Raw genomic sequence first — 22,996 nt, 5'->3', positions numbered from 1 at the left:
CGCGCCCGTGACCGACCCGCCCGCTACCGCTGGGCGGCCCGCCAGAGCGCGGCGGTGATCTCGGCCGCCGGACCGGCCCCGGCGCGAGCGTGCCCCGTCCCGGCCCAGAGGTGCAGCGCCTCGGGGTCACCGCGGCGGGCGGCGGCCGCGCGCAGCGGGGCGGTGAGGTGGTGCACCTCGGGGTAGGCGTGCGGGGCGTGGCCGGCGTGCCGGTCGGTGAAGGCGTTGCGCAGCCCGCGGGCGACACGACCGGTGAACGCGCGGGTCTGCACGGTCTGCTCGAACCTCGGGTCGGCCAGCGCCGCGCGGTGCACCGGGGAGGTGCCGGCCTCGTCGGCGCGCAGGTAGGCGGTGCCCAGCTGGACCGCCGCGGCCCCGGCCCGCAGCGCGGCGGCCAGGTCGGCGCCGGTGGCCAGGCCCCCGGCAGCGATCAACGGCAGGCCCACCGCGGCGCGGACCAGCACCAACAGCTCCGGCAGGGACTCGGTCCCCGGCTCGTCGCCGGCTCGGTGGGTGCCCCGGTGCCCGCCGGCCTCGGGGCCCTGGACGCAGAGCGCGTCCATCCCCAGCCGGGCCGCTGCCCGCGCCTCGTCCGCACTGGTCACGGTGGCCACCTGCGCGGTGCCCGCGGCCCGTAGCGCGGTGGCCTCCTGACGGGTCGGCAGCCCGAAGGTGTACGAGACCACCGGGACGGGATCGGCGAGCAGCACCGCCAGCTTGGCCGCCCAGTCCTCGTCGTCCGGCGGGATCCGCTCGGGCAGTTCGACGCCCCAGCGCTCGGCCTCCGGCAGCAGCTCGGCACGGTAGGCGGGCAGCCCGGCCAGCGCGGCGGGATCGGTGGCCGCGGGCACGAAGAGGTTGACGCCGAACGGACGGTCCGTCAGCACCCGGGTGCGCGCGATCTGTTCGGCCATCACGCCGGCCGTGCGGTAACCGGCGGCCAGGAAGCCGAGGCCGCCGGCCTGGTTCACCGCCGCCACCAGTTCGGGCGTGGAAGCGCCACCGGCCATCGGCGCGGCGATGATCGGAACCACCGGATCGGAGAGGGTGAACACCCGCTCAGCCTACGCCCGCGACCTGTCAGTCAGCGTCAGTCCGCCACCGTTCGCCGTGGCTCCCGGCCAGGTCGGGACGTTGCTGGCCACGGTCTGCAACCACGGCGCAGAGACCCGCCAGGAGGATCGGCACCGTCGATGGTCCGGCCACCTACTCCGGCGGCACCGCCGAGGTGGACCGGGCTCCCGAGCAGAACCCCGCCGACTGGAACAGCACCTGGTCGCTGGACGTCTCCTCCCCGGTCACCGACGCGGTCCTGGAGCCCTACCGGCCACCCAAGCCGACCACCCCCGGCGCCGGCGCCGACTTCGAGGTGGTCGAGAGCAACCTCGGCTGATCCCGGTCTGCTGACCGCCGGCGGCGGACAGGACGGACAGCCCACTCGGCCTCGCCCGGACCGGTCGGTCCGTGGGGACTCGGATCAGACCGGTCGGATCAGGCCGCTGGCGAGACCGGCCGCGATGGCAGCCGTCCGGCTGTCCACGCCGAGCTTGTCGTAGATGTGCACCAGGTGGGTCTTGACGGTGGCCTCGCTGATGAAGAGCCGCTTGGAGATCTGCCGGTTCGCCAGCCCCGCCGCGAGCAGTTGCAGGATCTCGACCTCCCGCGGCGAGAGCGTCGGCCGCCCCGCCCGCACCCGCCCGAGCAGCCGGGCGGCGACCGGCGGGGCGAGCACCGTCTCGCCGCGGGCGGCCGCCCGGACGGCCGCCGCGACCTCCTCCGGCGGGGCGTCCTTGAGCAGGTAGCCGGTCGCGCCGGCCTCCACCGCGGCCAGGATGTCGGCATCCGTGCTGTAGGTGGTGAGGATCAGCACCGCGGGCGGGTCGGGCAGCGCGTTGATCCGCCGGGTCGCCTCGACGCCGTGCATCCCGTCGCCCATCTGCAGGTCCATCAGCACCACATCGGGCCGGTCGTCCGGCTCGGCCAGCAGTCGCAGCGCGGCCGCGCCGTCCGCCGCCTCACCGACCGCGGTGAGCCCGGGCAACTCGTCCAGCATCGCGCGCAGCCCCCGCCGGACCACCGGGTGGTCATCGACCAACAGGACCCGGATCACCGGACCACCGCCCCGGTCCGCGCGGCACGCTCGCCGCCCGGCGCGGGCACGGTTCCGGTCGCCCGGCTGTGCGTGTTCCCAGCCGTCCCGACCACCCGCAGGGGCAGCGAGACGGCCACCGCCGTGCCCTCGCCGCGCACCGACTCGACCGACAGGGTGCCACCCAGCGCGGCGATCCGCTCCCGCATCCCGTGCAGGCCGAAGCCCCCCTGCCCGCTGGCGGACGCCGGCCCGGCCTGTGGGTCGAACCCGACGCCGTCGTCGTACACGTCCAGCGTCACCGCCTCGTCCAGGTAGCTCAGGGTCACCGTGATCCGCGCGGCCTGAGCGTGCCGCACCGCGTTGGCCAGCGCCTCCTGGGTCAGCCGCAGCACCGCGACCTCCGCCTCCACCGGCAGCGGACAGGGCTCGCCGTCCAGCCGGAACACCGCGCCGGAGCCGGCCGCCAGCCGGCGCAGCGCCTCGCTGAGCGTCGCGTCGTCCAGCGCGGGCGGGGTGAGCGCGTGCACGAAGCGGCGCGCTTCGGCCAGGTTCTCGGCCGCGGTCTGCCCGACCTCGCGGATCCGCAGCGCGGCCGTCGCCGGATCGGCCGGCAGCGCCGACTCCGCCGCCCGGGCCAGCAGCACGATGCTGGAGAGGCCCTGCGCCAGGGTGTCGTGGATCTCCCTGGCCAACCGCTGGCGCTCGGCCAGCTGGCCGGCCGCGCGCTGGCTGACGGCCAGCCTGCCGCGGGTCCACAACAGATCGTCGATCAGCCGTTTTCGCGCGCGGCTCTCCTGGTAGAGCGCCGCGTAGCCGTACGCGGTGAGCAGCGCGACCGCCGCGCCGGCCAGCGGGCCGAGCACCTTGGCGGTGGTGAGCCCGCCGACGGTACCGGCCTGGGCGGCCACCACGACCGCGGTCAGGCCCAGCACCGACGGCAGCGCCCAGCGCAGCGCCATCAGGTGCAGGCAGAGGAAGTAGAGCGGGAAGGCCAGATAGCCGAACTCGGGATGGCCCAGCACCAGCGCCGCCCAGAGCGCGATCACCGCGGCCAGCCAGCCGGCCGCCCAGCGCCGCGCGGTACGGATCCGCTCGGCCGACCCGCCCGCCGCGTACACCGCGCCGAGCCCGACCGTCAGGGCCCCACCGAGCCCGCCGAGCGTGCCGTCCAGCAGACCGCGCGCCAGCAGCACCGCCAGGAGGGTGAAGAAGAGCCCGTGCAGGGCCAGGTTCATCAGCCGTAGGGCGGGGGTGTTCGCAGAATGGCCCGCGTGGTCGGCGGCCATCTCGTCGTCGCCCGGATCGGCGGCGGTCGAGTCTCTGGTGATCGGATCGGTGGTGCCCACGCCTCCCGAGGTTACGGGCAGGCAGCGGCCAGGCCGAGCCCGCGGGCATCAACCGTTCGATGTATTCCCGAGTGCACCGACCGACGGATCCGCGGAGCACACCTCTCCCCGATGGCAGCGGCCCGCGCACCCGACAAGGTGGAGGAGTCCCACCCGAACCCAACCGACCGGGAAGGTCCCCGTGTTCGTCGCCCTGCGTGACATCCGTTTCGCCAGGGGCCGCTTCGCCCTGATGGGCGCCGTGGTCACCCTCATCACCACGCTCGTGGTCTTCCTCTACGGTCTGACCGGCGGGCTCGCGTCGGCGGCCTCCTCGGCGGTGGACGGGCTGCCGGCCGACCGGATCGTCTTCGGCGCACCCGCCGGGGCCGCGCCGAGCGCCTCGTTCAGCAGCAGCACCATCTCCGCCGGCCAGCAGGCCGGCTGGGCGGCCGCACCCGGGATCCGCTCGGTCACGCCGCTGGGCATCGCGCTGACCCGGCTGACCGCACAGGGCTCGGCCGCCTCGGTCAGTGTGCTCGGCACGCCGTCCGCGCTGCTGCCACCGCTGCTCTCCGGCGGCCCGCCGCAGGACGGCCAGGTCGCGGTGGGCGGCGACACCGCCGCGGCGGACCACCTGTCGGTCGGCAGCCCGGTGACGGTCGGCGCGCGCGCCCTGACCGTCTCCGGCATCACCGACGACCGCTCCTACCAGCACGCACCCACCGTCTGGACCACGATCGCCACCTGGGAGGCGGTCAGCGGGCAGAGCCGGCCGACCGCCCTGGCGGTCGGCACCGGCCCGGGCGCCGACCTCGCCGCCGTGGACCGGGCGCAGAACACCGCGGCCGTACCACGCTCGGACGCGCCGAGCGCGATCGACGGCTACACCGCCGAGCAGGGCAGCCTGCAGATGATCCAGGGCTTCCTGTTCGCGGTGAGCGCGCTGGTCGTGGGCGCCTTCTTCACGGTCTGGACGGTGCAGCGCCGGCCCGACATCGCGGTGCTCAAGGCGGTCGGCGCGAGCAGTGGCTACCTGGTCCGCGACGCGCTGGCGCAGGCCGCGGCGGTGCTGCTGGCCGGCGCGCTGCTGGGCGGGGCGGCCGGGGTGGTGGGCGGGTTGATCGCCTCCGACGGGGTGCCGTTCGACCTCAGCGTGTCCAGCGTCGCCGTCCCGGTGCTCGCGATGGTCCTGCTCGGGCTGGCCGGCGCCGCGCTGGCCGTCCGCCGGATCACCTCCGTCGATCCGATCGCCGCCCTGGGAGCCAACCGATGACCACTCCGTCCACCACCGTCGCCGCCGAGCACGGCGTCCACACCGGCCTCGCGCTGCGCGCGGTCACCCTCAGCTATCCGGACGGCGAGAGCCGGCTGACCGCGCTCGACCGGGTCTCGCTGGAGGTCGGGCCGGGCGAGTTCACCGCGGTCGCCGGGCCGTCCGGCTCCGGCAAGTCGAGCCTGCTCGCGGTCGCCGCCACCCTGCTGCGACCGGACAGCGGACAGGTCCTGATAGACGGTCAGGACGCGGGGGCGCTGGGCGACCGGGCCCGCACCGCGCTGCGCCGGGCGAAGCTGGGCATCGTCTTCCAGCAGTCGAACCTGCTGGCCTCGCTGACCGCGCTGGAGCAGCTGCTGGTACTGGCCGACGTGCGCGGCGAACGGGTCCGCGAGGCCCGGGCGCGGGCCGCCGAGCTGCTGGACTCGGTCGGCCTGTCCGGCGGCAAACAGCAGCGTCGCCCGCACCAGCTCTCCGGCGGCGAGCGCCAGCGGGTGAACATCGCCCGGGCGCTCTTCGGCCGGCCGTCGGTGCTGCTGGTGGACGAGCCGACCTCGGCCCTGGACCACGAGCGCGGCGCGCGGATCGTGGAGCTGCTCGGCGAGGTGACCCGCACCCATCGGACCGCCACCGTGATGGTCACCCACGACCGGGCGCTGCTGGACCGGGCGGACCGGGTGCTGCTGATGCGGGACGGCCGGCTGAGCGAGCCGACCTGAGGCGGGGCTTTCCGAGGTCGGGCGTCCGGGGCGGGGGGGGTTCTGAGGCGGAGCGATCGCCGGCCGGGCGCCGGCCGCCAGTTACCGGCTGCCGGTTGCCGGTTGGTCAGGTGGTGCCCAGTCGCAGCGCGGGCCGCTCCGCCCTGGCCTCCTCCTGGCCCTCGGCCCAGAGCGAGCGGATGTGACCCAGGTGGCGGACCATGCAGGCCTCCACTGCCGCGCTGTCGCCCGCCAGCAGCAAGTCCAACAGCTCCAGGTGCTCCTCGGCGGAGGAGACCAGCTCGCCGCGCTGGTCCAGCCGGGTCAGGCCGTAGAGGCGCGAGCGCTTGCGCAGGTCACCGACCACCTCGACCAGCCGGGCGTTGCCGGCGAGGCCGAGCAGTGCCAGGTGGAAACGCCGGTCGGCCTCCAGGTAGCCGATCAGGTCGTGGGCGCGGGCGGCGGTGACGATCTCCTCGGCCACCGGGCGCAGCTCGGCCAGCTGTTCACGCGTGGCGGTGCTGGCCAGCCGGGCCACCGTGGGGACCTCGATCAGGGCCCGGATCTCGGTGAAGTCGTCCAGGTCGCGCTCGGTCAGCTCGGTGACCCGGAACCCCTTGTTGCGGACGGCCTCGACCAGCCCCTCCCGGGCCAGGTCGAGCATCGCCTCGCGAACGGGCGTGGCGGAGACCCCGAAGTCGGCGGCCAGTGCCGGCGCGGAGTAGACCACACCGGGCCGCAGCTCGCCCGAGATCAGCGCGGCCCGCAGCGCGTGGGCGACCTGGTCGCGCAGGCGTTCCTGGACGGAGATGAGGGTGCGGGGCTTCGGCTCGTTCACGACGGTCCTCCGGAAGGTGCGGAGCACCAGCGTACAATGTCACGTTTCGGTGATCATCGAGACGGCGAAGCCCTCCGACTCCGGCTCGCCTCCGGTGCGGAGTGCGCCGGATCCGCCAACCGGGTGCCAGACACTCCGACATGCCGACACGCGGGAGCGCGGAGCGCGTACAAAGCATCGCTTCCCGTGATCGACTTGGGCCAATTCCCGAGAGGCGCCGCTGACCGGCAAGTCCGTTTGTCGGACTGCTCGTTCAGGCCCTCCCGGCTGTCCGGAAGAGAGCCCCAGGAGTATCCCTGATGCGTCGTCCCGTGATCACCGCCGTCCTCGCGGCCGCGAGCGCCACCGCCACCCTGTTGGGGGGCGCCGCCGCCCCGGCCCAAGCAGCCACCGGACGGGTGGTGGTCTTCTCCACCGAGCTCCAACCGCTGGACGTCTACGAGAACCCGCAGCAGGGGACCTGCTACAAGCTGCCGCCCTTCTCGCACCTGCTGGACAACCTGACCGACTCCACGGTCCACGTCTACGCCGCCCCGGGATGCCTCTTCCCCGCGGCGCTCAACGGTTCACTCGACGGCTCGGTGAAGCCCGGCTTCGGTAACCACGTGATCGGCACCGGCAGCTTCAAGGTCTACTGAGCGGGGCTGCCCGGCCGACCCCGCCCCGGTCACCGCCCGCCGATGCAGCGCCGCGGCCAGGGCGAGGTCCTGCCAGGCCATCCCGACGCCCTTGAAGAGACGCGGGCGGTCACCGGGTACCGGGGCCCGGCTGGTCAACAGCTCGGCCAGGTTGGCCCAGCCGTCCGGTCCGGGCCCCTCCCCCTCCGCCCAGGGCAGCAGCAGGTCCCCGGCCTCCCGCCGGGCGGCGGAGCGGGCCTCGACGTAGCAAGCGGCCCGCCGGACCAACGCGGTGTCCGTCTCCCGGGCCCGCGGCCGATGGGCGCCGATCGCCGCCACCACCGCGTGGTCCGGGACCAGCGCGCCATCGAAGAGCGGCTGGCCGGAACTCGTGCAGCAGACCACCAGATCGGCCCTCGCCACCGCGTCCGGCCGGCCCGCCTCGGCGCGCAGGCCGAGCGCCCGGGCCCGGGCGAGCAACGCGGCGGACGGTCCGGCGCGGCGGGCGACCACCGTCACCCGGTCCAGCGCGCGGATCGCGCACAGCGCCGCCAGGTGTCCGTGGGCCTGTGGTCCGGCGCCGAACAGCACCAGGTGCGCGGCGGCCGGATCGGCCAGCCGGTCCAGAGCGGCAGCCGTCACGGCGGGTGTGCGCAGCGCGGTGAGCGCGGCGGCGTCCAGCAGTGCGAGCGGGCGCAGGGTCGGGCCGTCCAGCAGCAGGTAGCCGCCGGTGATCCGGGGCAGGCCACGGCCGGGGTTGCCGGGCACCACCCCCGCGATCTTCACGCCGACGTGCGCCGCACCCACCGCGGGCATCAGCAGCAGCTCGCCGGCCGGCACCGGGACGGCACTGCGTGGCGGGTCCTGCTCGGGGTCGAGGCCGTCGAGCAGCACGCCGACGATGACCGCCCGGGCCTGCTCCGGCGTCAGATCGGCCGGCAGGACGGGCAGCACCGGCCCCGGTGCGCTCACCCGACCGCTCCTCCGCCGAGCCCCGGCGACGCCGGGCCGAACCGGAACCCGGTGCCCAACGGATCGTCCGGGTCCAGCACGAAGCGGTGCTCGCCGGTCCGGTAGGCCTGGCCGGTGACCTCGGTGAGCAGACCGCGCGGGCTCTCGCCGAGCAGCCGTCCGGTGAACACGGTGCCGACCACCGACTCGTGCCGCAGCTCCTGCCCCGCGGCGATCCGCCCGTCGGCGGTCAGCAGGGCGAGCCGGGCGGCAGTCCCCGAACCGCACGGCGAGCGGTCCAGCTGACCGTCCGCGAAGACCGTGACGCCGCGCTGGTGCGGGCCCGCCGGCGTGTCGGGCAGCTCCTGGTACAGGACCACCCCGTACAGGTCGTACTCCGCCACCAGGACCGCCCGGATCGCCCGGCCGAGCGCGGCCAGCTCCGGCAGCGCCGCCGGGGAGACCTCCGGGACCGCGAGCGAGGCGTAGCGGGCGCCGGCGTCCGCCACGTCCACCCGTACGGTGCCGAGCGCGGTGGCGACCGGCACCCCGCGGGCCAGTACGGTGGCCGGCACCGACCGGAAGCCCACCGCCGTGGTGCGACCGCCGGCCCGGTGCACCAGCGCGGTGACCCGGCCGGACGGCACGTCGATCCGCACCGGCACGCCGCCGTCCTCGGGTGCCGCGACCAGCCCGCTCTCCACCGCCCAGGCGCCGAGCGCGATGGTGCCGTGGCCGCAGGCGGTCGAGTAGCCGTCCTGGTGGAAGAAGAGGACGCCGAGCTGGGCCCCACGGTCGTCCGGCGGCACCAGGAACCCGCCGTACATCCCCGCGTGCCCCCGCGGTTCGCGGGTGAGCAGCTGCCGGACGCCGTCCAGCGGGCCGCCGCCCGGGCCGAGCGCGTGGGCCCGGCGCTCGGCGACGGTGTCGCCGGGGACGGCCGGCAGGCCGCCGGTGACGATCCGGAACGGCTCGCCCGCGGTGTGGTAGTCGATGGTCTCGATGATCACCGAGGGCCGCCGTCGGGCAGCAGGGTGATGGTCCGTTCGGTGGCGTAGAAGTCGAGCGCGGCCGCGCCCTGCTCGCGCGGGCCGTAGGAGGCCGTCTTGGCCCCGCCGAACGGTAGGTGGAAGTCGACACCGCTGGTGGGCGCGTTGATCCGGATCATCCCGGCGTGCAGGCGGTCGGCGGCGGCCAGCGCGACGTCCAGGTCGGCGGTGTGCACCGAGGCGGCCAGGGTGTGTCGGGTGGCGTTGGCCAGCGCCACGGCCTGGTCCAGGTCGGTGGCGGGCAGCAGGACGGCGATCGGGCCGAAGAACTCCTCGGTCAGCAGCGGATGCCCGTCCGGGACGTCGGCGAGCAGCGTCGGTTCGATGAACCAGCCGTCCAGCGGCGCCCGTTCGCCACCGGCCAGGACCTTCGCGCCGGCGGCCCGGGCGGAGTCGACCGCACCGGTGAGGCGGTCCAGCGCGGCTTCGGAGATCACCGGGCCGCAGACCGTCTCCGGCCGCGCGGGGTCGCCGGCCGGGGTCGCGGCCAGCGCCTTGGCCAGCGCGGTCCGCAGCGCCGGGTAGGCCGGACCGATCGCGATCACCCGGCTGGTGGCGGTGCACTTCTGGCCCGCGTAGCCGGCGATGGCCGCGGCGAGGTGGGCGGCGGCCCGGTCGAGGTCGGCGTCCGGCAGCACCAGGGCGGTGTTCACCCCGCCCAGCTCGGCCTGCACCGGGACGCCCCGGCTGCTGGCGGTGCGGATGACCGCCTGACCGGTGGCGGTCGATCCGGTGAAGGAGACCACGTCGGCCGCCGCGACCAAGGCGTGGCCCTCCTCCGGGCCGCCCGGCAGCACCGTCAGCACGTCCGCCGGCAGGTCGAGCAGTTCGGCCAGCCGCAGCGCGCAGGCGGTGGCCTCGGGGGCGGGCTTGAGCACCACGGTGTTGCCGACCCCCAGCGCCGGGGCGGCCTTCCAGGCCGGGATCGCCAGCGGGAAGTTCCACGGCGTGACCAACCCGGCCACCCCGTACGGGCGGCGGCGGGTCAGCAGCAGGCCGGCGCCTGCGGTCGGCTCGTGCACGGCGCCGGTGGGTGCGTAAGGGGCCTGGGCGTAGTAGCGCAGGATCGCGACGGTGCGGGTCACCTCGCCGCGGGCCTCGGTGATCGGCTTGCCGACCTCGCGGACGGTCAGCGCGGCGAGTTCGGTGGCGTTCGCCTCGACGGCGTCGGCGGCCCGGCCCAGCGCGGCCGAGCGCGCGGCGGCGCCGGCCGCCAGCCAGCCCGGCTGGGCGGCCCTGGCCCGTTCGACGGCCGCGGCGGTGCCGAACGCGCCGCGGGTCTGCGTCTCGAGGACCAGGTCGGCGGGGTCGGCGGGGTTGCGGGAGGTGACGGTCACAGCGGAAACCCTTCTCTCACAGCAGGAACCCCGCGGGGAACGGATCGGTGGGGTCCAGGAAGTACTGGGCGGTGCCGGTCAGCCAAGCGCGGCCGGTCACCGTGGGAACCACGGCGGGGCGGCCGGACACGGACGTCTCGGCGACCAGGCGGCCGGTGAAACGCGAACCGATGAACGACTCGTTGACGAAGTCGCGGTCGAGCGGGAGTTCGCCGCGGGCGTGCAGCTGGGCCATCCGGGCGCTGGTCCCGGTGCCACAGGGCGAGCGGTCGAACCAGCCGGGGTGGATGACCATCGCGTGGCGGGAGTGCTCGGCGGTGGCACCGGGAGCGAGCAGCTGGACGTGGTGGCAGCCGCTGATCCCGGGGTCCTCGGGGTGGACCGGCCGGGCGGCCTCGTTGATCGCCCTCATCAGGGCCAGCCCGGCGTCCAGGATCTCCTGCTTGCGGGCGTGCTCGAACGGCAGCCCGAGCGCGGCCAGCGGCAGGATCGCGTAGAAGTTGCCGCCGTAGGCGAGGTCGTAGCCGACCGTGCCGCGACCGGGCAGCCCGACCTTCTGGTCGAGGGCGACCGCGAAGGACGGGACGTTGCGGATCGTCACGGCGGTGGCGGCGCCGTCGCGGACCTGCACCTCGGCGGTGACCAGGCCGGCCGGGGTGTCCAGCCGGACGGTGGTGACCGGTTCGACCACCTCGACCATGCCGGTCTCCACCAGGACGGTGGCGACGCCGATGCTGCCGTGGCCGCACATCGGCAGCAGCCCGGAGACCTCGATGAACAGCACGCCCGCGTCCGCGTCGGGGCGGGTGGGCGGCTGCAGCACGGCGCCGCTCATCGCGGCGTGGCCGCGCGGCTCGCACATCAGCAGGGTGCGGAAGTGGTCGAGGTGCCGCTGGAAGTGGACTCGTCGCTCGGCCATGGTGGCGCCCGGGATGACGCCGAACCCCCCGGTGATCACACGGGTGGGCATGCCCTCGGTGTGCGAGTCGACGGCGTGGAAGACGTGACGGGTGCGCATCGGTGACCCTTCGTCGGTGGTGGGGTCGGTGGTGGGGTCGGCGGTCCCCGCGGCGGGGCGAGGTCCGTCCGCTGTCATCCGCCGCTGCCGCGGTCAGCTGGGCCGGCCCGCGGGCAGACCCGCGGCCGGCAGACCCGACGCCTGGGCGAGCGCACGCTCGGTGGCGGCGCGCACCTCGGCGGCGGCCTCCGCCGGCAGCGGACCGCGCGGCGGCCGGGTCGGCCCCCCGGGCCGACCCACCAGCTCCATCGAGAGCTTGATCGCCTGGACGAACTCGGTCCTGGAGTCCCAGCGCAGCAGCGGGTGCAGCGCCCGGTAGAGCGGCAGCGCGGCGGCCAGGTCGTGCGCGACCGCGGCCCGGTAGAGCGCGACGGTCGCTTCCGGCACCGCGTTGGGGAAACCGGCGATCCACCCGACCGCGCCGGCCAGCGCGAGTTCGAGCAGCACGTCGTCGGCGCCGACCAGCAGATCCAGGCCCGGTGCCGACTCGGCGATCTGGTAGGCACGGCGGACGTCGCCGCTGAACTCCTTGACCGCCACGATGCTGCCGTCCCCGTGCAGCGCGGCGAGCAGGTCGGGCGTGAGGTCCACCCGGGTGTCGTACGGGTTGTTGTAGGCGACGACCGGCAGCCCGGCCTTCGCGACCTCGGCGTAGTGCTCCCGGACGGTCGCGGCGTCGGCCCGGTAGGCGTTCGGCGGCAGCAGCAGGACGGAGCCGGCGCCCGCCTCGGCGGCCTGCTCGGCCCAGCGGCGGCACTCGGCGCTGCCGTATCCCGCCACCCCCGGCATCACCCGGGCCCCGTCGCCGGCCGCCTCGACGGCGGTCACGACCACCCGGGCGCGCTCGTCCGGCGTCAGCGTCTGGTACTCGCCGAGCGAACCGTTGGGGACCACCCCGTCGCAGCCGGAGTCCACCAGCCAGCGGACGTGCTGGGCGTAGGCGTCGAAGTCGACCGAGAGGTCGGCCCGGAACGGAAGCGCGGTGGCGACCATGATGCCGTGCCACGGGCGGATGCGGTCGAGCGAAGCGTTGACCACGAGCTTCTCCTTAATGAGGTGTGACATTTTATATTGTTCGCCGGGCGGGCGACAAGGGTGAGATCAGTGCTCGCGCCCGCGATCAACGCCCTCGTCGAGGAGCGCCAATCTCGCTTGAGAGCGCTGCTCTTCATACAGAGCACCGGCCACCTTGCCGATCACCGCTCCGTCAACAGATCGGCAGTCGCAACGGAGAGCAGCGCTCTCACTCCTCCACGCTCCCTTCGGCCAGCGCGGCCAGTTCCCCCAGCCGCACGGGACACGACAACGGCCGGCGGTCGGCCACCGGAGCAGTTCCCGACCCATCCCCCGCACCCGCGGCAGGACCAGCGCCCTCCGCGAGCAGACCGACGGCCGAGCCGCACATCCGCCCCTGGCACCACCCCATCCCCGCCCGGGTGAGCAACTTGACGGTCCGGACGTCTCCGGCCCCCAGGTCATCGACGGCCGCCCAGACCGCCGCGGCGGTGACCTCCTCACAGCGGCAGACCTCGGTGTCGGGGCGCAGCCAGTCGGCCCACCCCTGCCCCGGCCGGTGGCTCGCGGCCATCAGCTCCGCGAAGGCCCGCAACCGCCGCCGCCTGCCGAGCAGTTCCGAAGGCGGATCGACAGACCGGCCGGCGACTTCCCCGGCGATCGCCCGAGCAGCCAACTCACCTTCGCACAGAGCCAATTCAGCGCCACCGACACCACAGGACTCACCCGCCGCCCAGAGACCGGGCACGCTGGTGCGCTGCCGGCCGTCGACGCGCAGCGCGACCGCGCCGTCCGGAGTGACCCGCGTGGCCGCGCCCAACTCGACGGCCAGCTCGATCTGCGGGACCAGCCCGTGCCCCACCGCGAGCGCGTCGCAGGCGACTCGCCGCGCGGTCCCCGGCACCACGCGCCAGTCACCGTCCAGCCGTGCCACCGTCACCGCGGTGACCCGCTCGTCACCGTGCGCCTCGACCACAGCGCCGCCTCGCAGCAACCGCACGCGATGCCACAGGAACGCCGCCCCGTGCGCCGCCCCCTCCGCCAACTTGCCCGGGACGCCGACGAGTACATCCGGGCGGCGAGCGTAGCCGAGGTAGTCGGCGGCCTCGACCACGGCGGGCACCCGGGCACCGGCCGCCGCCAGCGACGCGGCCACCGCGAGCAACAGCGGGCCGCTCCCCGCCACCACGATCCGCCGCCCCGGCAGCACCAACCCCGACTTCAACATCGCCTGCACCCCACCCGCGCTCACCACGCCGGGCAAGGTCCAACCGGGGAACGGGAGTTGCCGCTCGTAGGCACCGGTTGCCAGCAGCACGGCCCGGGCGGTGATGACAGCGCCGCCCGCACCATCCGGCCCGGTAGCGGCGAACAACCGCCAGGTCTCGCCCGGTTCGGCGGCCCACACATGATGGTGCGTCAACTGGTCCACCCGACCGGAGCGGCAGTGGGACGTCAGGCGGTCCGCACGGTCGGCGAAGGCGTGCCAGTGGTGGTGCAACCGGTCCGGACGGGCGGCCCGCAGTTCGGGTGCCGGGTGCCGGTAGTACTGCCCACCCACCCGGGCACCCGCGTCGAGCAGAACACAACGCAACCCGAGGTCGGCAGCGGCCACCACCGCCGCCAGCCCGGCCGGACCTGCCCCGATCACCGCCAGGTCGTGGACCACCGCACCACCCGCCCACCGCCGCCCACCACGCTCAGACCCCGAGGTCGGCATGCCCGTCCCCCTCCTGCGTGGTGACGACGGCGCCCGGCTCGGCGAGCAGCAGGCAAGTGCGCTGGTTCGGAAGCCCGTTCACGGTGGCCAGGCAGTCGAAGCACACCCCGATCCCGCAGAACGCACCGCGCGGCCGGCCCGCCACCCGGGTGGTCCGCCAGGCCACGACGCCCGCGGCCCAGAGCGCGGCGGCGATGGTCTGCCCGGGCAGCGCGGGCACGCGCCGCCCGTCGAACTCGATGCTGTGGGCCGGCCCCGGGTCGGCCGCGACCAGCGCGGCGGGGGTACGTGCCATGGCTCCTCCGTTCTGCGCAAGCGAACAAGCGAACACGAGAACAAACACGCGAACAACGGGCGAGCGACAAGCGAGCAGTCAGGCGATCAGCCGCTCGACCGACCGGACGGACCAACCGGACGAACGGCCCGACCGGCTCACCCACCCCGTCCCCCGCTCGCCCCGCCCACCGCGAACCGCTCCGGACGGAACGGCGCGAGGTCCAACTCCATCTGCCCCCCGGTCAGCAGCCGGCTGATCAGCAGCCCCGTCGCGGGCGCCAGGCCGATCCCCGCGCCCTCGTGCCCACAGGCGTGGTACAGGCCCGGCGCCCGCGCATCCGCGCCGATCGCCGGCAGATGGTCCGGCAGGTACGGACGGAAGCCCCGGTACGCGCGCAGCACCCGCACATCGGCCAGCACCGGGAAGAGCGCCGCCGCCTGAGCCGCCAGCCGGGCCAGCACGGCGACCGACAGCACCGGATCGAAGCCGACCCGTTCCCGGCTGGCACCGATCAGCACCGGCCCGGACGGCGTCCCCTCGACCACGGCCGAGGTCTGCAGCCCGGCCGAGTCACTCGCCACGTCGGCGACGTAGTCCGCCGCGTAGACCTTGTGCCGCACGACCCGCGGCAGCGGCTCGGTGACCAGGACGAAGCCACGCCGGGGCAACACCGGCAGCGTCACCCCGGCCAGCGCCGCGATCTCGCCACCCCAGGTACCCGCGGCATTGACCACGGCCCCGGCGGCCAGCGTGCGCCGCGCCGTCCGCACCCCGCGCACGGCACCGCCCGGCCCGGTCACCAGCGCGTCGACGCGCTCGCCCAGATGGACCCGGGCACCGGCCCGACGCGCCGCGTGCAGCAGGTGGGCGGCAGCCAGCGCCGGCTGGACCTGGGCGTCCTGCGGATAGTGGAACCCGCCGGCCACTCCGGGCGCGAGGTGCGGCTCCAGCTCCCGCAGCCCGGCGGCGGACACCTCCGCGGCCGTCACGCCGGCCGCCGCCTGCGCGGTCGCCAGCCTGCGCAGCACCGTCAGCCGACCGTGGTCCGCGGCGACCACCAGCCCGCCCTTGGCCTCGTACTCGACCGCCGCGGGCAGCTCCTCGGCGAGCTCGCGCCACAGTCGTGCGGAGAACAGCGCCAGTGCCAGTTCGGGCCCCGGCTCCTTGTCGGAGACGAGCAGGTTGCCCTCCCCCGCCCCCGTGGTCCCGCCCGCCACCGGCCCCCGGTCGACGACGGCGACCGACAGCCCGGCGCGGGCGGCGTAGTAGGCGCAGGCGGCGCCGACCACGCCGGCGCCGACCACCACGACATCGTGGGACGGTCTCATAACCACGTCAGTAATATGTCACATTTCCAACCCGCCGCCAAGGAATCCCGTACGGCGAGCCCAGGTCTCGGCTGACGCAGGCACCGACGGCTGACGGAGGCAGCAACGGCGGAGCGCCCCGACCCACCAGGGTCGAGGCGCTCCGCCGTACCGGTCACCGTCACCGCATCACCCTCAGGTGATGTCGTCGTCCACCTGCTCGCCCCGCGCCACCGGCACGGACGCCACCGGCGCCGGCGAGGCGACCGCCGGCGCGGACGCCGTCACGGCCTCGGCCGACCCGACCGTCTCCACGCCCAGATCGACGTGCGAGGCTTCCTCGTCACTCAGCCCGGCATCCGGGTTGCGGCGCAGCCGGCGCCGGTCGTTGAGCAGCGAGATCCCCACCGCGGCGAAGAACAGCACCCAGATCGGCGAGGCCAGCGCCAGCATGCTCAGCGGGTCGGCACTGGGCGTGGCGAACGCCGCGAAGACCGTGATGCCCATGATCATGCCGCGCCACCAGCCGAGCATCCGCTTGCCCGTGAGCGCGCCGGTGAAGTTCAGCATCACCAGCACCAGCGGGAACTCGAAGGCCGCCCCGAAGACCAGCACCATCCTGGTGGCGATGTTGAAGTAGTCCTCGGCGGGCAGGATCTGCTGCGCCCCGATCGGAGTGAACGAGGACAGCACCCGGATGGTGGTCGGCATCAGCAGGTACGCGCAGACCGCGCCGCCCAGGAAGAGCGGGATGCCGGCGGCCAGGAAGCCCAGCGAGTACTTGCGCTCGTTGCGGTGCAGACCGGGGGAGATGAACGCCCACAGCTGGTACAGCCACACCGGCAGCGCGCCGAGCAGGCCCGCGGTCAGCGAGACCTTGAGGGCGAGGGTGAACGGCGTGGTGACACCGATGACGGCGACCACCGAGCACTTGTGGGCGGCCTCCGCCTGCTGCTGGAGCTCCGCGGCGGTGCAGCTCGGCAGCGGCCGCATCAGGAAGACCTGCAGCTCCTTGTTGAAGCACGCCGCGATGATCGTGCACACCACGATCGCCAGCACCGACTTGACCAGCCGGTTGCGCAGTTCGCGCAGGTGATCCCCGAGGGACATCCGACCTTCGGGGTCCTTGGGCGGTTTGGAAGACTTGCTCAACCCCGGTCCTCAACTCGTGCGTCGTGGCCCGCCGGACGGCGGACCGCGGTGCGGACCGGCGGGCGCTCAGCGCGGCCCGCCGCTCCCGTGCTCGGTGACCGGCCGTGCGGTGGAGGTGTCACCGGGCGCGGCCTGAATCGTCCTGACCGTCCCGCCCGACGCCACCGGACCGGCGGCCGGCCGCTCCGTCCCCCCGCCGCGCGGCGCGGCGCTCTCGCTGCGCAGGATCCGCAGTGACCGCGCCAGTCCCCGGGCCAGCTCCGGCAGCCGCTTGCCGCCGAAGAAGGCGAACGCCATCAGGGCGATCATCAGGAACGCCAGGATCCTGCCCATGGGCGACTGCTCTCTCGACGTGGGCGACCGGACGCCGCCGAGGGCGCCGAAACCGCTGGTGGACGTGACGGCGGGCCCACGGGACACCGCAGGCCACGGTCAGAGCCTAACGCGCGCGTCCCGGCAGGAGCAGACCAGTGCACCCGACGGGCAGGTGAAGTTTGGCCGCGTCAGCCCTGTACGGTTCGCGCCAGCTCCCCGGAGGCCTCCGTCAGCGCCCGCCCGGCGGCGTCCACCTGCCGGGCCAGGCCCCGCACGTCCCGCCACAACCGACCCGCGAGCACCCCCAGTACCAGCAGCCCGGCCGTGGCCAGGCCGACCGCCGCCATGATGGTCCACGGCATGACGCTCCTCCGTCCTCAACTCGAGTCCGACCGGGCCCAACGCCCTCAGCCCTGGGCCGCCGGAACGGCCTGGAGCAACCGGATGGTGCTCACTCCGGCACCGCTCAGCGCCGCGACGATCTTCTCCCCGGCCGGCTTGCGCACCGCCGCCCCGCAGGCGGGACAGGTGAAACTGTAGAAGGTCCGCTCCCGGGTGCGCCCCAGCGCCAGCCGGAACTCGGACGCCGCGAGCTCGACCTTCTCCCGGCATTGCGAGCAGTAGACCTTGAAACGGGTGTCCTCGGCGAACCCGGCCTCCACTCCCCCGTCCTCCTCCGCCACGCCTCAGCCCACCACGCCCGACGAACCCGCCGGCTCCCCGTACCCCGCCAACGCCGCCGACGCCGCCTCCCGCGCCTGCTCGGCCAGGTGCGCCGGCGAAACGATCCGCCCGTCCCGCCCGAGCCGCAGCGCCAGGGTGCGCAGCCCCGACGGGTCCGAGCTGCGCAGGGTGATCCGCAGCCCGCCGTCCGGCAGCTCCTCGGCCAAGTCGTGCGTGTAGTACTCGGCGACCCACCGTCCGGCCGGCCCGACCTCGACCACCACCTGCGGGTCGTCCGCCGCCGGGTTCACCAGCCCCTGCGAGAGGTCGCGCGGCTCCAGCCGGGGTGGGTCCGCGGGCGCGTCCAGCAGCTTGACCTCGGCCACCCGGTCGAGCCGGAACAGCCGGCGGTCCTCCGAGGTCCGGCACCAGCCCTCCAGGTAGGTGTGGCCCTCGGTGACCAGCCGGATCGGGTCCACCTCGCGCTCGGTCATCCCGCCGCGCCCGTGCGAGTAGTAGCGCAGCCAGATCCGCCGCCGCTCGCTGAGCGCCCGGTCGATGTCGGCGAAGACCTGACCCTCGGCCTCGAAGGTCACCCCGACCCGGGCGCTGCCCTCGGCGCTCTCCCCCGCCGCGTTCTCGATCTTGGCGACGGCCCGGGTGAGCGCCTGGCGGTCCCGCTCGCGCAGCCCCGGCAGCCCGGCCACCGCCCGGGCGGCCACCAGCAGCGCGGTGGCCTCGTCGGCCGCCAGCCGCAGCGGCTGCGCGACGTCGTCGACGTTGTGCCACCAGATCCGCTCGCCGTCGGTGTCGATGTCCAGCAGGTCGCCGCCGCGGAAGCTGGTACCGCACATCGGCAGCACGTTCAGGTCCGCGATCAGCTCGCGCTCGGTGATCCCGAAGGCCCGGGCCACCTCGGCGACCTCGGCTCCGGGGCGCTCGCGCAGGTAGGTGACCAGCGAGAGCATGCGGCGGGTCTGGTCGATGGCGTTGCTCACCGTCAGGCTCCTTCAGCTGCGAGGCCGGCCACCGCGCGCAGCCGGTCGATGACGTCGGCGCGCAGGTCGTCCGGCTCCAGGACGACCAGGTCCGGCCCGTACTCGGCCAGGTCGGCGCCCAGCCCGTAGCCGTACGGGATCTCCAGCTCGTCCCACTGCTCGTCCACCGCGCGGGTGCTCAGTGCCTTGGTCCGCAGCGGGAAGCCGGCGCCGCGGCGCAGCCGGACGGTCGCCGTCGCGGTCGCGCCCTCGCCCGCGAAGGTGGCCACGTACGCGCGCACGTCCACGTGCTCGGGGATGTGCGCGGTGAACACGCCGCCGCGGGCCCGCACCCGGCCGCTGATCCGGCTCAGCCGGAACACCCGGACCGCCGCCCGGTCCCGGTCCCAGCCGGCCAGGTACCAGTGCCCGCGCCAGCACTCCAGCGCCCACGGCTCCACCGTGCGCTGCTCGACCGCCGAGGCACCCGCCTTGCGGTACTCGAAACTCACCGGACGGCGGTCCCGCGCGGCCAGCAGCAGCGGCTCGAACGCGGCCTCCCGGGCCGGGATCCGCGGCTCCAGCGCGGTGCGCCCCTCGGGCTCCTCCTCGGTGAACGGCACCCCGGCCGCCCGCAGCTTCTGCAGCGCGCCGCTCGCCGCCCCGGAGAGCCGGGCCTGCTGCCACACCTTGGCCGCCAGGCTGAGCGCGGCGGCCTCCTCGGCGTCCAGCGCGATCTCCGGCAGCCGGTTGCGGTCCCGGCGGGCCAGGTAGCCGATCTCGCCGTCCAGGGTGTTCTCGTCAGTGTCGATCAGGAGCCCCAGCTCGCGGAGATCGTCCTTGTCCCGCTCGAACATCCGGTTGAAGGCGTCCTCGCTGCCGTGCGACCCGGCTTCCCGGTAGGCCTCGACGGACTCCCGCAGCTCCCGCTTGGAGAGCGGACGTTTGGTGTTCATCAGGCACAGGGCGAGGTTCATCAGCCGCTCTGCCTTGGCGATCGCCATCGCTGACCCTTCCGGTGTGCCGCGCCGCGCGCGGGTGCCCGCCGAGGAATCTTGATCCCGGCGACCCGACCGTACCGGTAGCACCACACAGAGCGAAAGCCGAGGTGGCCGCACCCCGCCGGAGCGGGCTGCGGCCACCTCGGCGAGGGGCTCAGACGCCCAGCAGGTCGACCACGAAGATCAGGGTCGAGCCGGCCGGGATCAGCGGCGACGGCGACTGGTTGCCGTACGCCTTGTGGGCCGGGATGATCAGCTCGCGCCGGCCACCCACCTTCATGCCCACGACACCCTCGTCCCAACCCTTGATGACGCGGCCGGCGCCCAGCGGGAACTGGAACGGGGTACCGCGGTTCCAGCTGGCGTCGAACTCCTCACCGGTCTCGAAGGTCACGCCAACGTAGTGGACCTTGACCAGCTGGCCCGGCTTGGCCTCCTCGCCGGTGCCCACCTCGATGTCGCGGATCTGCAGGTCGGCCGGCGCCTCGCCGCCCGGGAAGTCGATCTCCGGCTTCTTCTTCTCGCTCATCACTGCCTCTTCCTCATCGGCCGACTGACTCGGCCGTCACGTCAACAACCCGGAACACAGCACGGCGGCGGAGCACCGTACCGCGGCTCCGACGGGAACCACCGTACGGGCGTCCGCCGCCCGCGCAGTTCAGGCCCGGCCGCGGGTCGCCCCGACAGCCGGTCGCCCTATCTTGTCATCACTGCCCGCCGCTGCCGCCCGAGCCCTGCCCGGCGGCCAGGATGTCGACCACGAACACCAGGGAGGCGTTGGCCGGGATCCCGCTGCCCGCCGGCGGCTGGTCCTTGTAGGCCAGCGAGGCCGGGATCACCAGCTCGATCCGGCTGCCCACGTTCTGGCCGACCACGCCCTGGTCCCAGCCGGCGATGACCTGGCCGGCACCGACGGCGAAGGGGAATGCCTGCCCCTTGGGGATCGAGGAGTCGAACTCCTTGCCGTCCTTCAGCGTCACGCCGGTGTACTGGACGACCACCTGCTGACCGCTCTGCACCTTCGGCCCGTTGCCCTGGATCAGCACCGCGGTCTTCAGGCTGGTCGGGTCGGTCACGTTCGCCGGCGGCGTGATGGTGTCGGCCTTCTTCGGACCGTTCACCTTGACCTGCGGGAAGTCGGCCGGCGGCTCGGTCACGTCACCGCTCACCCGGGCGTCCGGCGCGACCGCCCCCTGGATGTCGATCACCATGATCAGGTCGTCGTTGCCGCCCACGCCGAGCTGCGGGTTGCCCTGGGAGCCGAAGGCCGCGGTCGGCGGCGCGACCACCAGCACCCGGCTGCCCGCCTTCTGCCCCACCAGGGTGGAGTCCAGCGCCGGGATCAGCTGGCCGGTGCCCGCCTGGAAGATCTGCGGCTGACCGTTGCTGTCGTAGCTCCCCGGGAGGTCCTTGCCGGTGTTCCAGTCCTTCAGCGTGAGCCCGACGGTCACCCAGTCGTTCTTGTTGATCTTGGGGCCGCTGCCCTCGGAGATCGTCTTCGCCACGAACGTACCGTCCGGGGCCTGGGACGGCACGGTGATGGTCGCCTTCTTGCCGAAGTCACCGGTGACCGTCGGCAGCACCTTGGCGTCGTGCTTCAGCGGCGGCACGGCCGGGGTGCTCGGCGAGCTGCTAGCGGTGTCCGAGGCCGCCGGCTTGCTGTCGTCGTGCTTGTTGACCAGGTACAGCCCGGCACCGCTGCCCACCAGCAGCACGGCCAGCACGGTGCCCAGGATCACCCCGAGCCGGCCACCGCCCGGCGCGTTCTCGTAGTCCGCCTCGGACAGCTGCTGCTTGCGCACGGTCGACGCGAAGACCTGCGGCGCCTCGTCCTCGGACGTCCCACCCGACACGACCGGGGCGCTCTGACCGGGCTGCGCCCAACCGGCCTGCTGCTTGAGGATCGACGGCGGGATCACGATCGACTCGCCGTCCCCGGGCAGCGGGCCGCCGGGCCGCGACGCCGCCGGGTCTACCGCACCACTCGCGGTACCGGCCTCGTCCGGGCCCGAAGCATTCTCAGCCATGACTCCCCTATCCTCGCCCTCAAGATCGCTCGCCGCTGTGCGAAATCGCCAGCAGTATGTCAGCTCGACATGAGGGCAGGCATTCGCGGGGTGTCCATGACACCCCGCGAATGCCCACCCACGCCAGGAACTACACAGCCTCCAGGATGTCGATCACGAACACCAGGGTCGAGTTCGCCGGAATCGAGGACTGCGCCTTGTCCCCGTAGCCCAGCGACGGCGGAATGACCAGTTGCACCCGGCTGCCCACGTTCTGCCCCACCAGGCCCTCGTCCCAGCCCTTGATCACGCTCCCGGTCCCCACCTGCAGCGCCTGGGCACCGCCGTGGCTCCAGGAGGAGTCGAACTGCTGCCCGTTGCTCCAGGTCACCCCGGTGTACTGGACCACCAGCGTCTGCCCCGCCTTGACCTGCTTGCCGTCCCCCTTGATCAGCACCGAGGTCTTCAGGTCGGTCGGCGCCGCCTCGTTCGACGGGATGGTGATGGTCGGCGCCGCCTTGCCGTTGTCCTTCACCTGCGGCAGCGTCGGCGGCGGCTGGGTCATCGCCCCGGTCACCACCGAGTCCTGCGGCACCGCCTGCGCCACGTCCAGCACGAACACCACGGTGTCCCCCGGACCGATCCCCAGGGTGGTGTTCCCGGTGTTGCCGAAGGCCGCCGCCGGCGGCGCCACCACCAGCACCCGGCTGCCCACCTTCTTGCCCACCACGCTCTGGTCGAAGGCCGGCACCAACTGCCCGATCCCGGCCTGGTAGAGCTGCGGCTTGGACCCCGCGTCGTACGAGCTCGGCAGGTCCTTGCCGGTCGTCCAGTCCTTCGCGGTGTAGTTCACCGTCACCCAGTCGCCGTGGCCGACCGTCGGGCCGTCCCCGTCACTGACCGAGCTCACCACGAACTGCCCGCTCGGCGGCCCGGACGGAAGGGTGATCGTCGCCTTGCTCCCGACGTCACCGCTCACCATCGGCATCGGCGAGGCCGAACTCACCGGGCTCGGCACCGCCGGCGCCGAACTGGTCGGCGCCGCGGACGACCCGCTCTTCACGGGTGTACCGCTGCTGCACGCCGTCAGCGCCAGCAGAGGCAGGACAAGGAGCACCCCGGCGATCCGTCGCACGGTCTTCCTAACTGTCGGTCAAGTACGGCCAGCGAACTCGACCCACCCTAGAACCATTACCTGACGGCTCCACGCAAGGCGGGGGGGGGGGGGGGGGGGGGGGGGGGGGGGGGGGGGGGGGGGGTGGCGCGGGGGGGGGGGGGGGGGGGGGGCCCCCCCCCCCCCCCCCCCCCCCACGCCGGTGGGTCCCGCTCGGGGTCCGGATCGGGCCGCCGTCGTCACTCCGGG

The 22,996-nt window shown here is 74.2% G+C and carries 25 protein-coding genes; 4 read left to right on the top strand and 21 right to left on the bottom strand.

The window, feature by feature from the left end; genetic code table 11:
• Positions 1–23 precede the first annotated feature (23 nt).
• Entirely contained in the window at positions 24–1,055 is a 1,032-nt protein-coding gene (locus tag ACIGXM_RS26455; RefSeq protein WP_396564998.1) for a nitronate monooxygenase, read from the bottom strand.
• Between the two features lie 173 nt (positions 1,056–1,228).
• On the opposite strand from ACIGXM_RS26455, the gene ACIGXM_RS26450 reads away from it, so the two are divergent.
• Positions 1,229–1,393, top strand: a complete 165-nt coding sequence (locus ACIGXM_RS26450; protein WP_396564996.1) for a hypothetical protein — start codon at positions 1,229–1,231, stop codon at positions 1,391–1,393.
• Positions 1,394–1,477: 84 nt separating this feature from the next.
• On the opposite strand, the gene ACIGXM_RS26445 is transcribed toward ACIGXM_RS26450, so the two are convergent.
• The gene (locus tag ACIGXM_RS26445; protein ID WP_396564994.1) at positions 1,478–2,110 is read right to left on the bottom strand and encodes a response regulator; all 633 of its coding nucleotides are present in this window, start codon (positions 2,108–2,110) and stop codon (positions 1,478–1,480) included.
• Complete coding sequence (locus tag ACIGXM_RS26440) at positions 2,107–3,378, bottom strand: sensor histidine kinase (protein WP_396565143.1); 1,272 nt, start codon at positions 3,376–3,378, stop codon at positions 2,107–2,109. Before ACIGXM_RS26440 ends, ACIGXM_RS26445 begins: the two co-directional genes overlap by 4 nt.
• Positions 3,379–3,619: 241 nt before the next feature.
• On the opposite strand from ACIGXM_RS26440, the gene ACIGXM_RS26435 reads away from it, so the two are divergent.
• Positions 3,620–4,693, top strand: a complete 1,074-nt coding sequence (locus ACIGXM_RS26435; protein ID WP_396564993.1) for an FtsX-like permease family protein — start codon at positions 3,620–3,622, stop codon at positions 4,691–4,693.
• A complete protein-coding gene (locus ACIGXM_RS26430; RefSeq protein WP_396564991.1) occupies positions 4,690–5,412 on the top strand; it encodes an ABC transporter ATP-binding protein in 723 nt (240 codons plus the stop codon). Before ACIGXM_RS26435 ends, ACIGXM_RS26430 begins: the two co-directional genes overlap by 4 nt.
• 106 nt (positions 5,413–5,518) lie before the next feature.
• Here the strand turns inward: ACIGXM_RS26430 and ACIGXM_RS26425 are convergent, their stop codons facing one another.
• On the bottom strand, positions 5,519–6,229 hold the full coding sequence (locus tag ACIGXM_RS26425) for a GntR family transcriptional regulator (protein ID WP_396564989.1): 711 nt from the start codon (positions 6,227–6,229) through the stop codon (positions 5,519–5,521).
• A gap of 299 nt (positions 6,230–6,528) precedes the next feature.
• Here ACIGXM_RS26425 and ACIGXM_RS26420 point away from each other — a divergent pair, with 299 nt between their 5' ends.
• Positions 6,529–6,867, top strand: a complete 339-nt coding sequence (locus ACIGXM_RS26420) for a hypothetical protein (RefSeq protein WP_396564987.1) — start codon at positions 6,529–6,531, stop codon at positions 6,865–6,867.
• Here ACIGXM_RS26420 and ACIGXM_RS26415 read toward each other — a convergent pair.
• From ACIGXM_RS26415 to ACIGXM_RS26335, 17 genes are all read right to left on the bottom strand, one after another.
• Complete coding sequence (locus tag ACIGXM_RS26415) at positions 6,796–7,818, bottom strand: ornithine cyclodeaminase family protein (RefSeq protein ID WP_396564985.1); 1,023 nt, start codon at positions 7,816–7,818, stop codon at positions 6,796–6,798. The genes ACIGXM_RS26420 and ACIGXM_RS26415 overlap by 72 nt on opposite strands.
• Positions 7,815–8,807, bottom strand: a complete 993-nt coding sequence (locus ACIGXM_RS26410) for a proline racemase family protein (RefSeq protein WP_396564983.1) — start codon at positions 8,805–8,807, stop codon at positions 7,815–7,817. Before ACIGXM_RS26410 ends, ACIGXM_RS26415 begins: the two co-directional genes overlap by 4 nt.
• The gene (locus ACIGXM_RS26405; RefSeq protein ID WP_396564981.1) at positions 8,804–10,183 is read right to left on the bottom strand and encodes an aldehyde dehydrogenase family protein; all 1,380 of its coding nucleotides are present in this window, start codon (positions 10,181–10,183) and stop codon (positions 8,804–8,806) included. The genes ACIGXM_RS26410 and ACIGXM_RS26405 overlap by 4 nt, the downstream gene beginning before the upstream one ends.
• A 16-nt stretch (positions 10,184–10,199) precedes the next feature.
• A complete protein-coding gene (locus ACIGXM_RS26400) occupies positions 10,200–11,201 on the bottom strand; it encodes a proline racemase family protein (protein ID WP_396564980.1) in 1,002 nt (333 codons plus the stop codon).
• Positions 11,202–11,294: 93 nt separating this feature from the next.
• Entirely contained in the window at positions 11,295–12,266 is a 972-nt protein-coding gene (locus tag ACIGXM_RS26395) for a dihydrodipicolinate synthase family protein (protein WP_396564978.1), read from the bottom strand.
• A gap of 178 nt (positions 12,267–12,444) precedes the next feature.
• Positions 12,445–13,935 (bottom strand): FAD-dependent oxidoreductase, encoded by a 1,491-nt coding sequence (locus ACIGXM_RS26390; RefSeq protein WP_396564976.1) that lies wholly within the window; start codon positions 13,933–13,935, stop codon positions 12,445–12,447.
• Complete coding sequence (locus ACIGXM_RS26385) at positions 13,916–14,230, bottom strand: (2Fe-2S)-binding protein (protein ID WP_396564974.1); 315 nt, start codon at positions 14,228–14,230, stop codon at positions 13,916–13,918. The genes ACIGXM_RS26390 and ACIGXM_RS26385 overlap by 20 nt, the downstream gene beginning before the upstream one ends.
• A 137-nt stretch (positions 14,231–14,367) precedes the next feature.
• A complete protein-coding gene (locus tag ACIGXM_RS26380; RefSeq protein ID WP_396564972.1) occupies positions 14,368–15,540 on the bottom strand; it encodes an NAD(P)/FAD-dependent oxidoreductase in 1,173 nt (390 codons plus the stop codon).
• Between the two features lie 174 nt (positions 15,541–15,714).
• Complete coding sequence (tatC, locus tag ACIGXM_RS26375; RefSeq protein ID WP_396564970.1) at positions 15,715–16,629, bottom strand: twin-arginine translocase subunit TatC; 915 nt, start codon at positions 16,627–16,629, stop codon at positions 15,715–15,717.
• Between the two features lie 108 nt (positions 16,630–16,737).
• Positions 16,738–17,004: a twin-arginine translocase TatA/TatE family subunit gene (locus ACIGXM_RS26370; RefSeq protein ID WP_396564968.1), complete on the bottom strand. Its 267-nt coding sequence runs from the start codon at positions 17,002–17,004 to the stop codon at positions 16,738–16,740.
• 170 nt (positions 17,005–17,174) lie between these two features.
• Positions 17,175–17,348, bottom strand: coding sequence for a hypothetical protein (locus ACIGXM_RS26365; RefSeq protein WP_396564966.1), 174 nt, complete (start codon positions 17,346–17,348; stop codon positions 17,175–17,177).
• A 45-nt stretch (positions 17,349–17,393) separates the two neighbouring features.
• Positions 17,394–17,669 (bottom strand): hypothetical protein, encoded by a 276-nt coding sequence (locus ACIGXM_RS26360; protein WP_396564965.1) that lies wholly within the window; start codon positions 17,667–17,669, stop codon positions 17,394–17,396.
• Positions 17,670–17,672: 3 nt separating this feature from the next.
• Positions 17,673–18,617, bottom strand: coding sequence for a helix-turn-helix transcriptional regulator (locus ACIGXM_RS26355; protein WP_396565141.1), 945 nt, complete (start codon positions 18,615–18,617; stop codon positions 17,673–17,675).
• Between the two features lie 32 nt (positions 18,618–18,649).
• The gene (locus ACIGXM_RS26350; protein WP_396564963.1) at positions 18,650–19,630 is read right to left on the bottom strand and encodes a helix-turn-helix transcriptional regulator; all 981 of its coding nucleotides are present in this window, start codon (positions 19,628–19,630) and stop codon (positions 18,650–18,652) included.
• Positions 19,631–19,781: 151 nt separating this feature from the next.
• A complete protein-coding gene (locus ACIGXM_RS26345; RefSeq protein ID WP_396564962.1) occupies positions 19,782–20,156 on the bottom strand; it encodes an FKBP-type peptidyl-prolyl cis-trans isomerase in 375 nt (124 codons plus the stop codon).
• A 178-nt stretch (positions 20,157–20,334) separates the two neighbouring features.
• On the bottom strand, positions 20,335–21,654 hold the full coding sequence (locus tag ACIGXM_RS26340) for an FKBP-type peptidyl-prolyl cis-trans isomerase (protein ID WP_396564960.1): 1,320 nt from the start codon (positions 21,652–21,654) through the stop codon (positions 20,335–20,337).
• Positions 21,655–21,784: 130 nt separating this feature from the next.
• A complete protein-coding gene (locus ACIGXM_RS26335; RefSeq protein ID WP_396564958.1) occupies positions 21,785–22,639 on the bottom strand; it encodes an FKBP-type peptidyl-prolyl cis-trans isomerase in 855 nt (284 codons plus the stop codon).
• Positions 22,640–22,996 lie beyond the last annotated feature (357 nt).

Source organism: Kitasatospora sp. NPDC052896 (assembly GCF_044547075.1).
In the GTDB taxonomy this organism is placed as follows: Bacteria; Actinomycetota; Actinomycetes; order Streptomycetales; family Streptomycetaceae; genus Kitasatospora.
The sequence above is the reverse complement of the archived record's forward strand: the minus strand, read 5'-3'. Positions and strand labels throughout refer to the sequence as shown.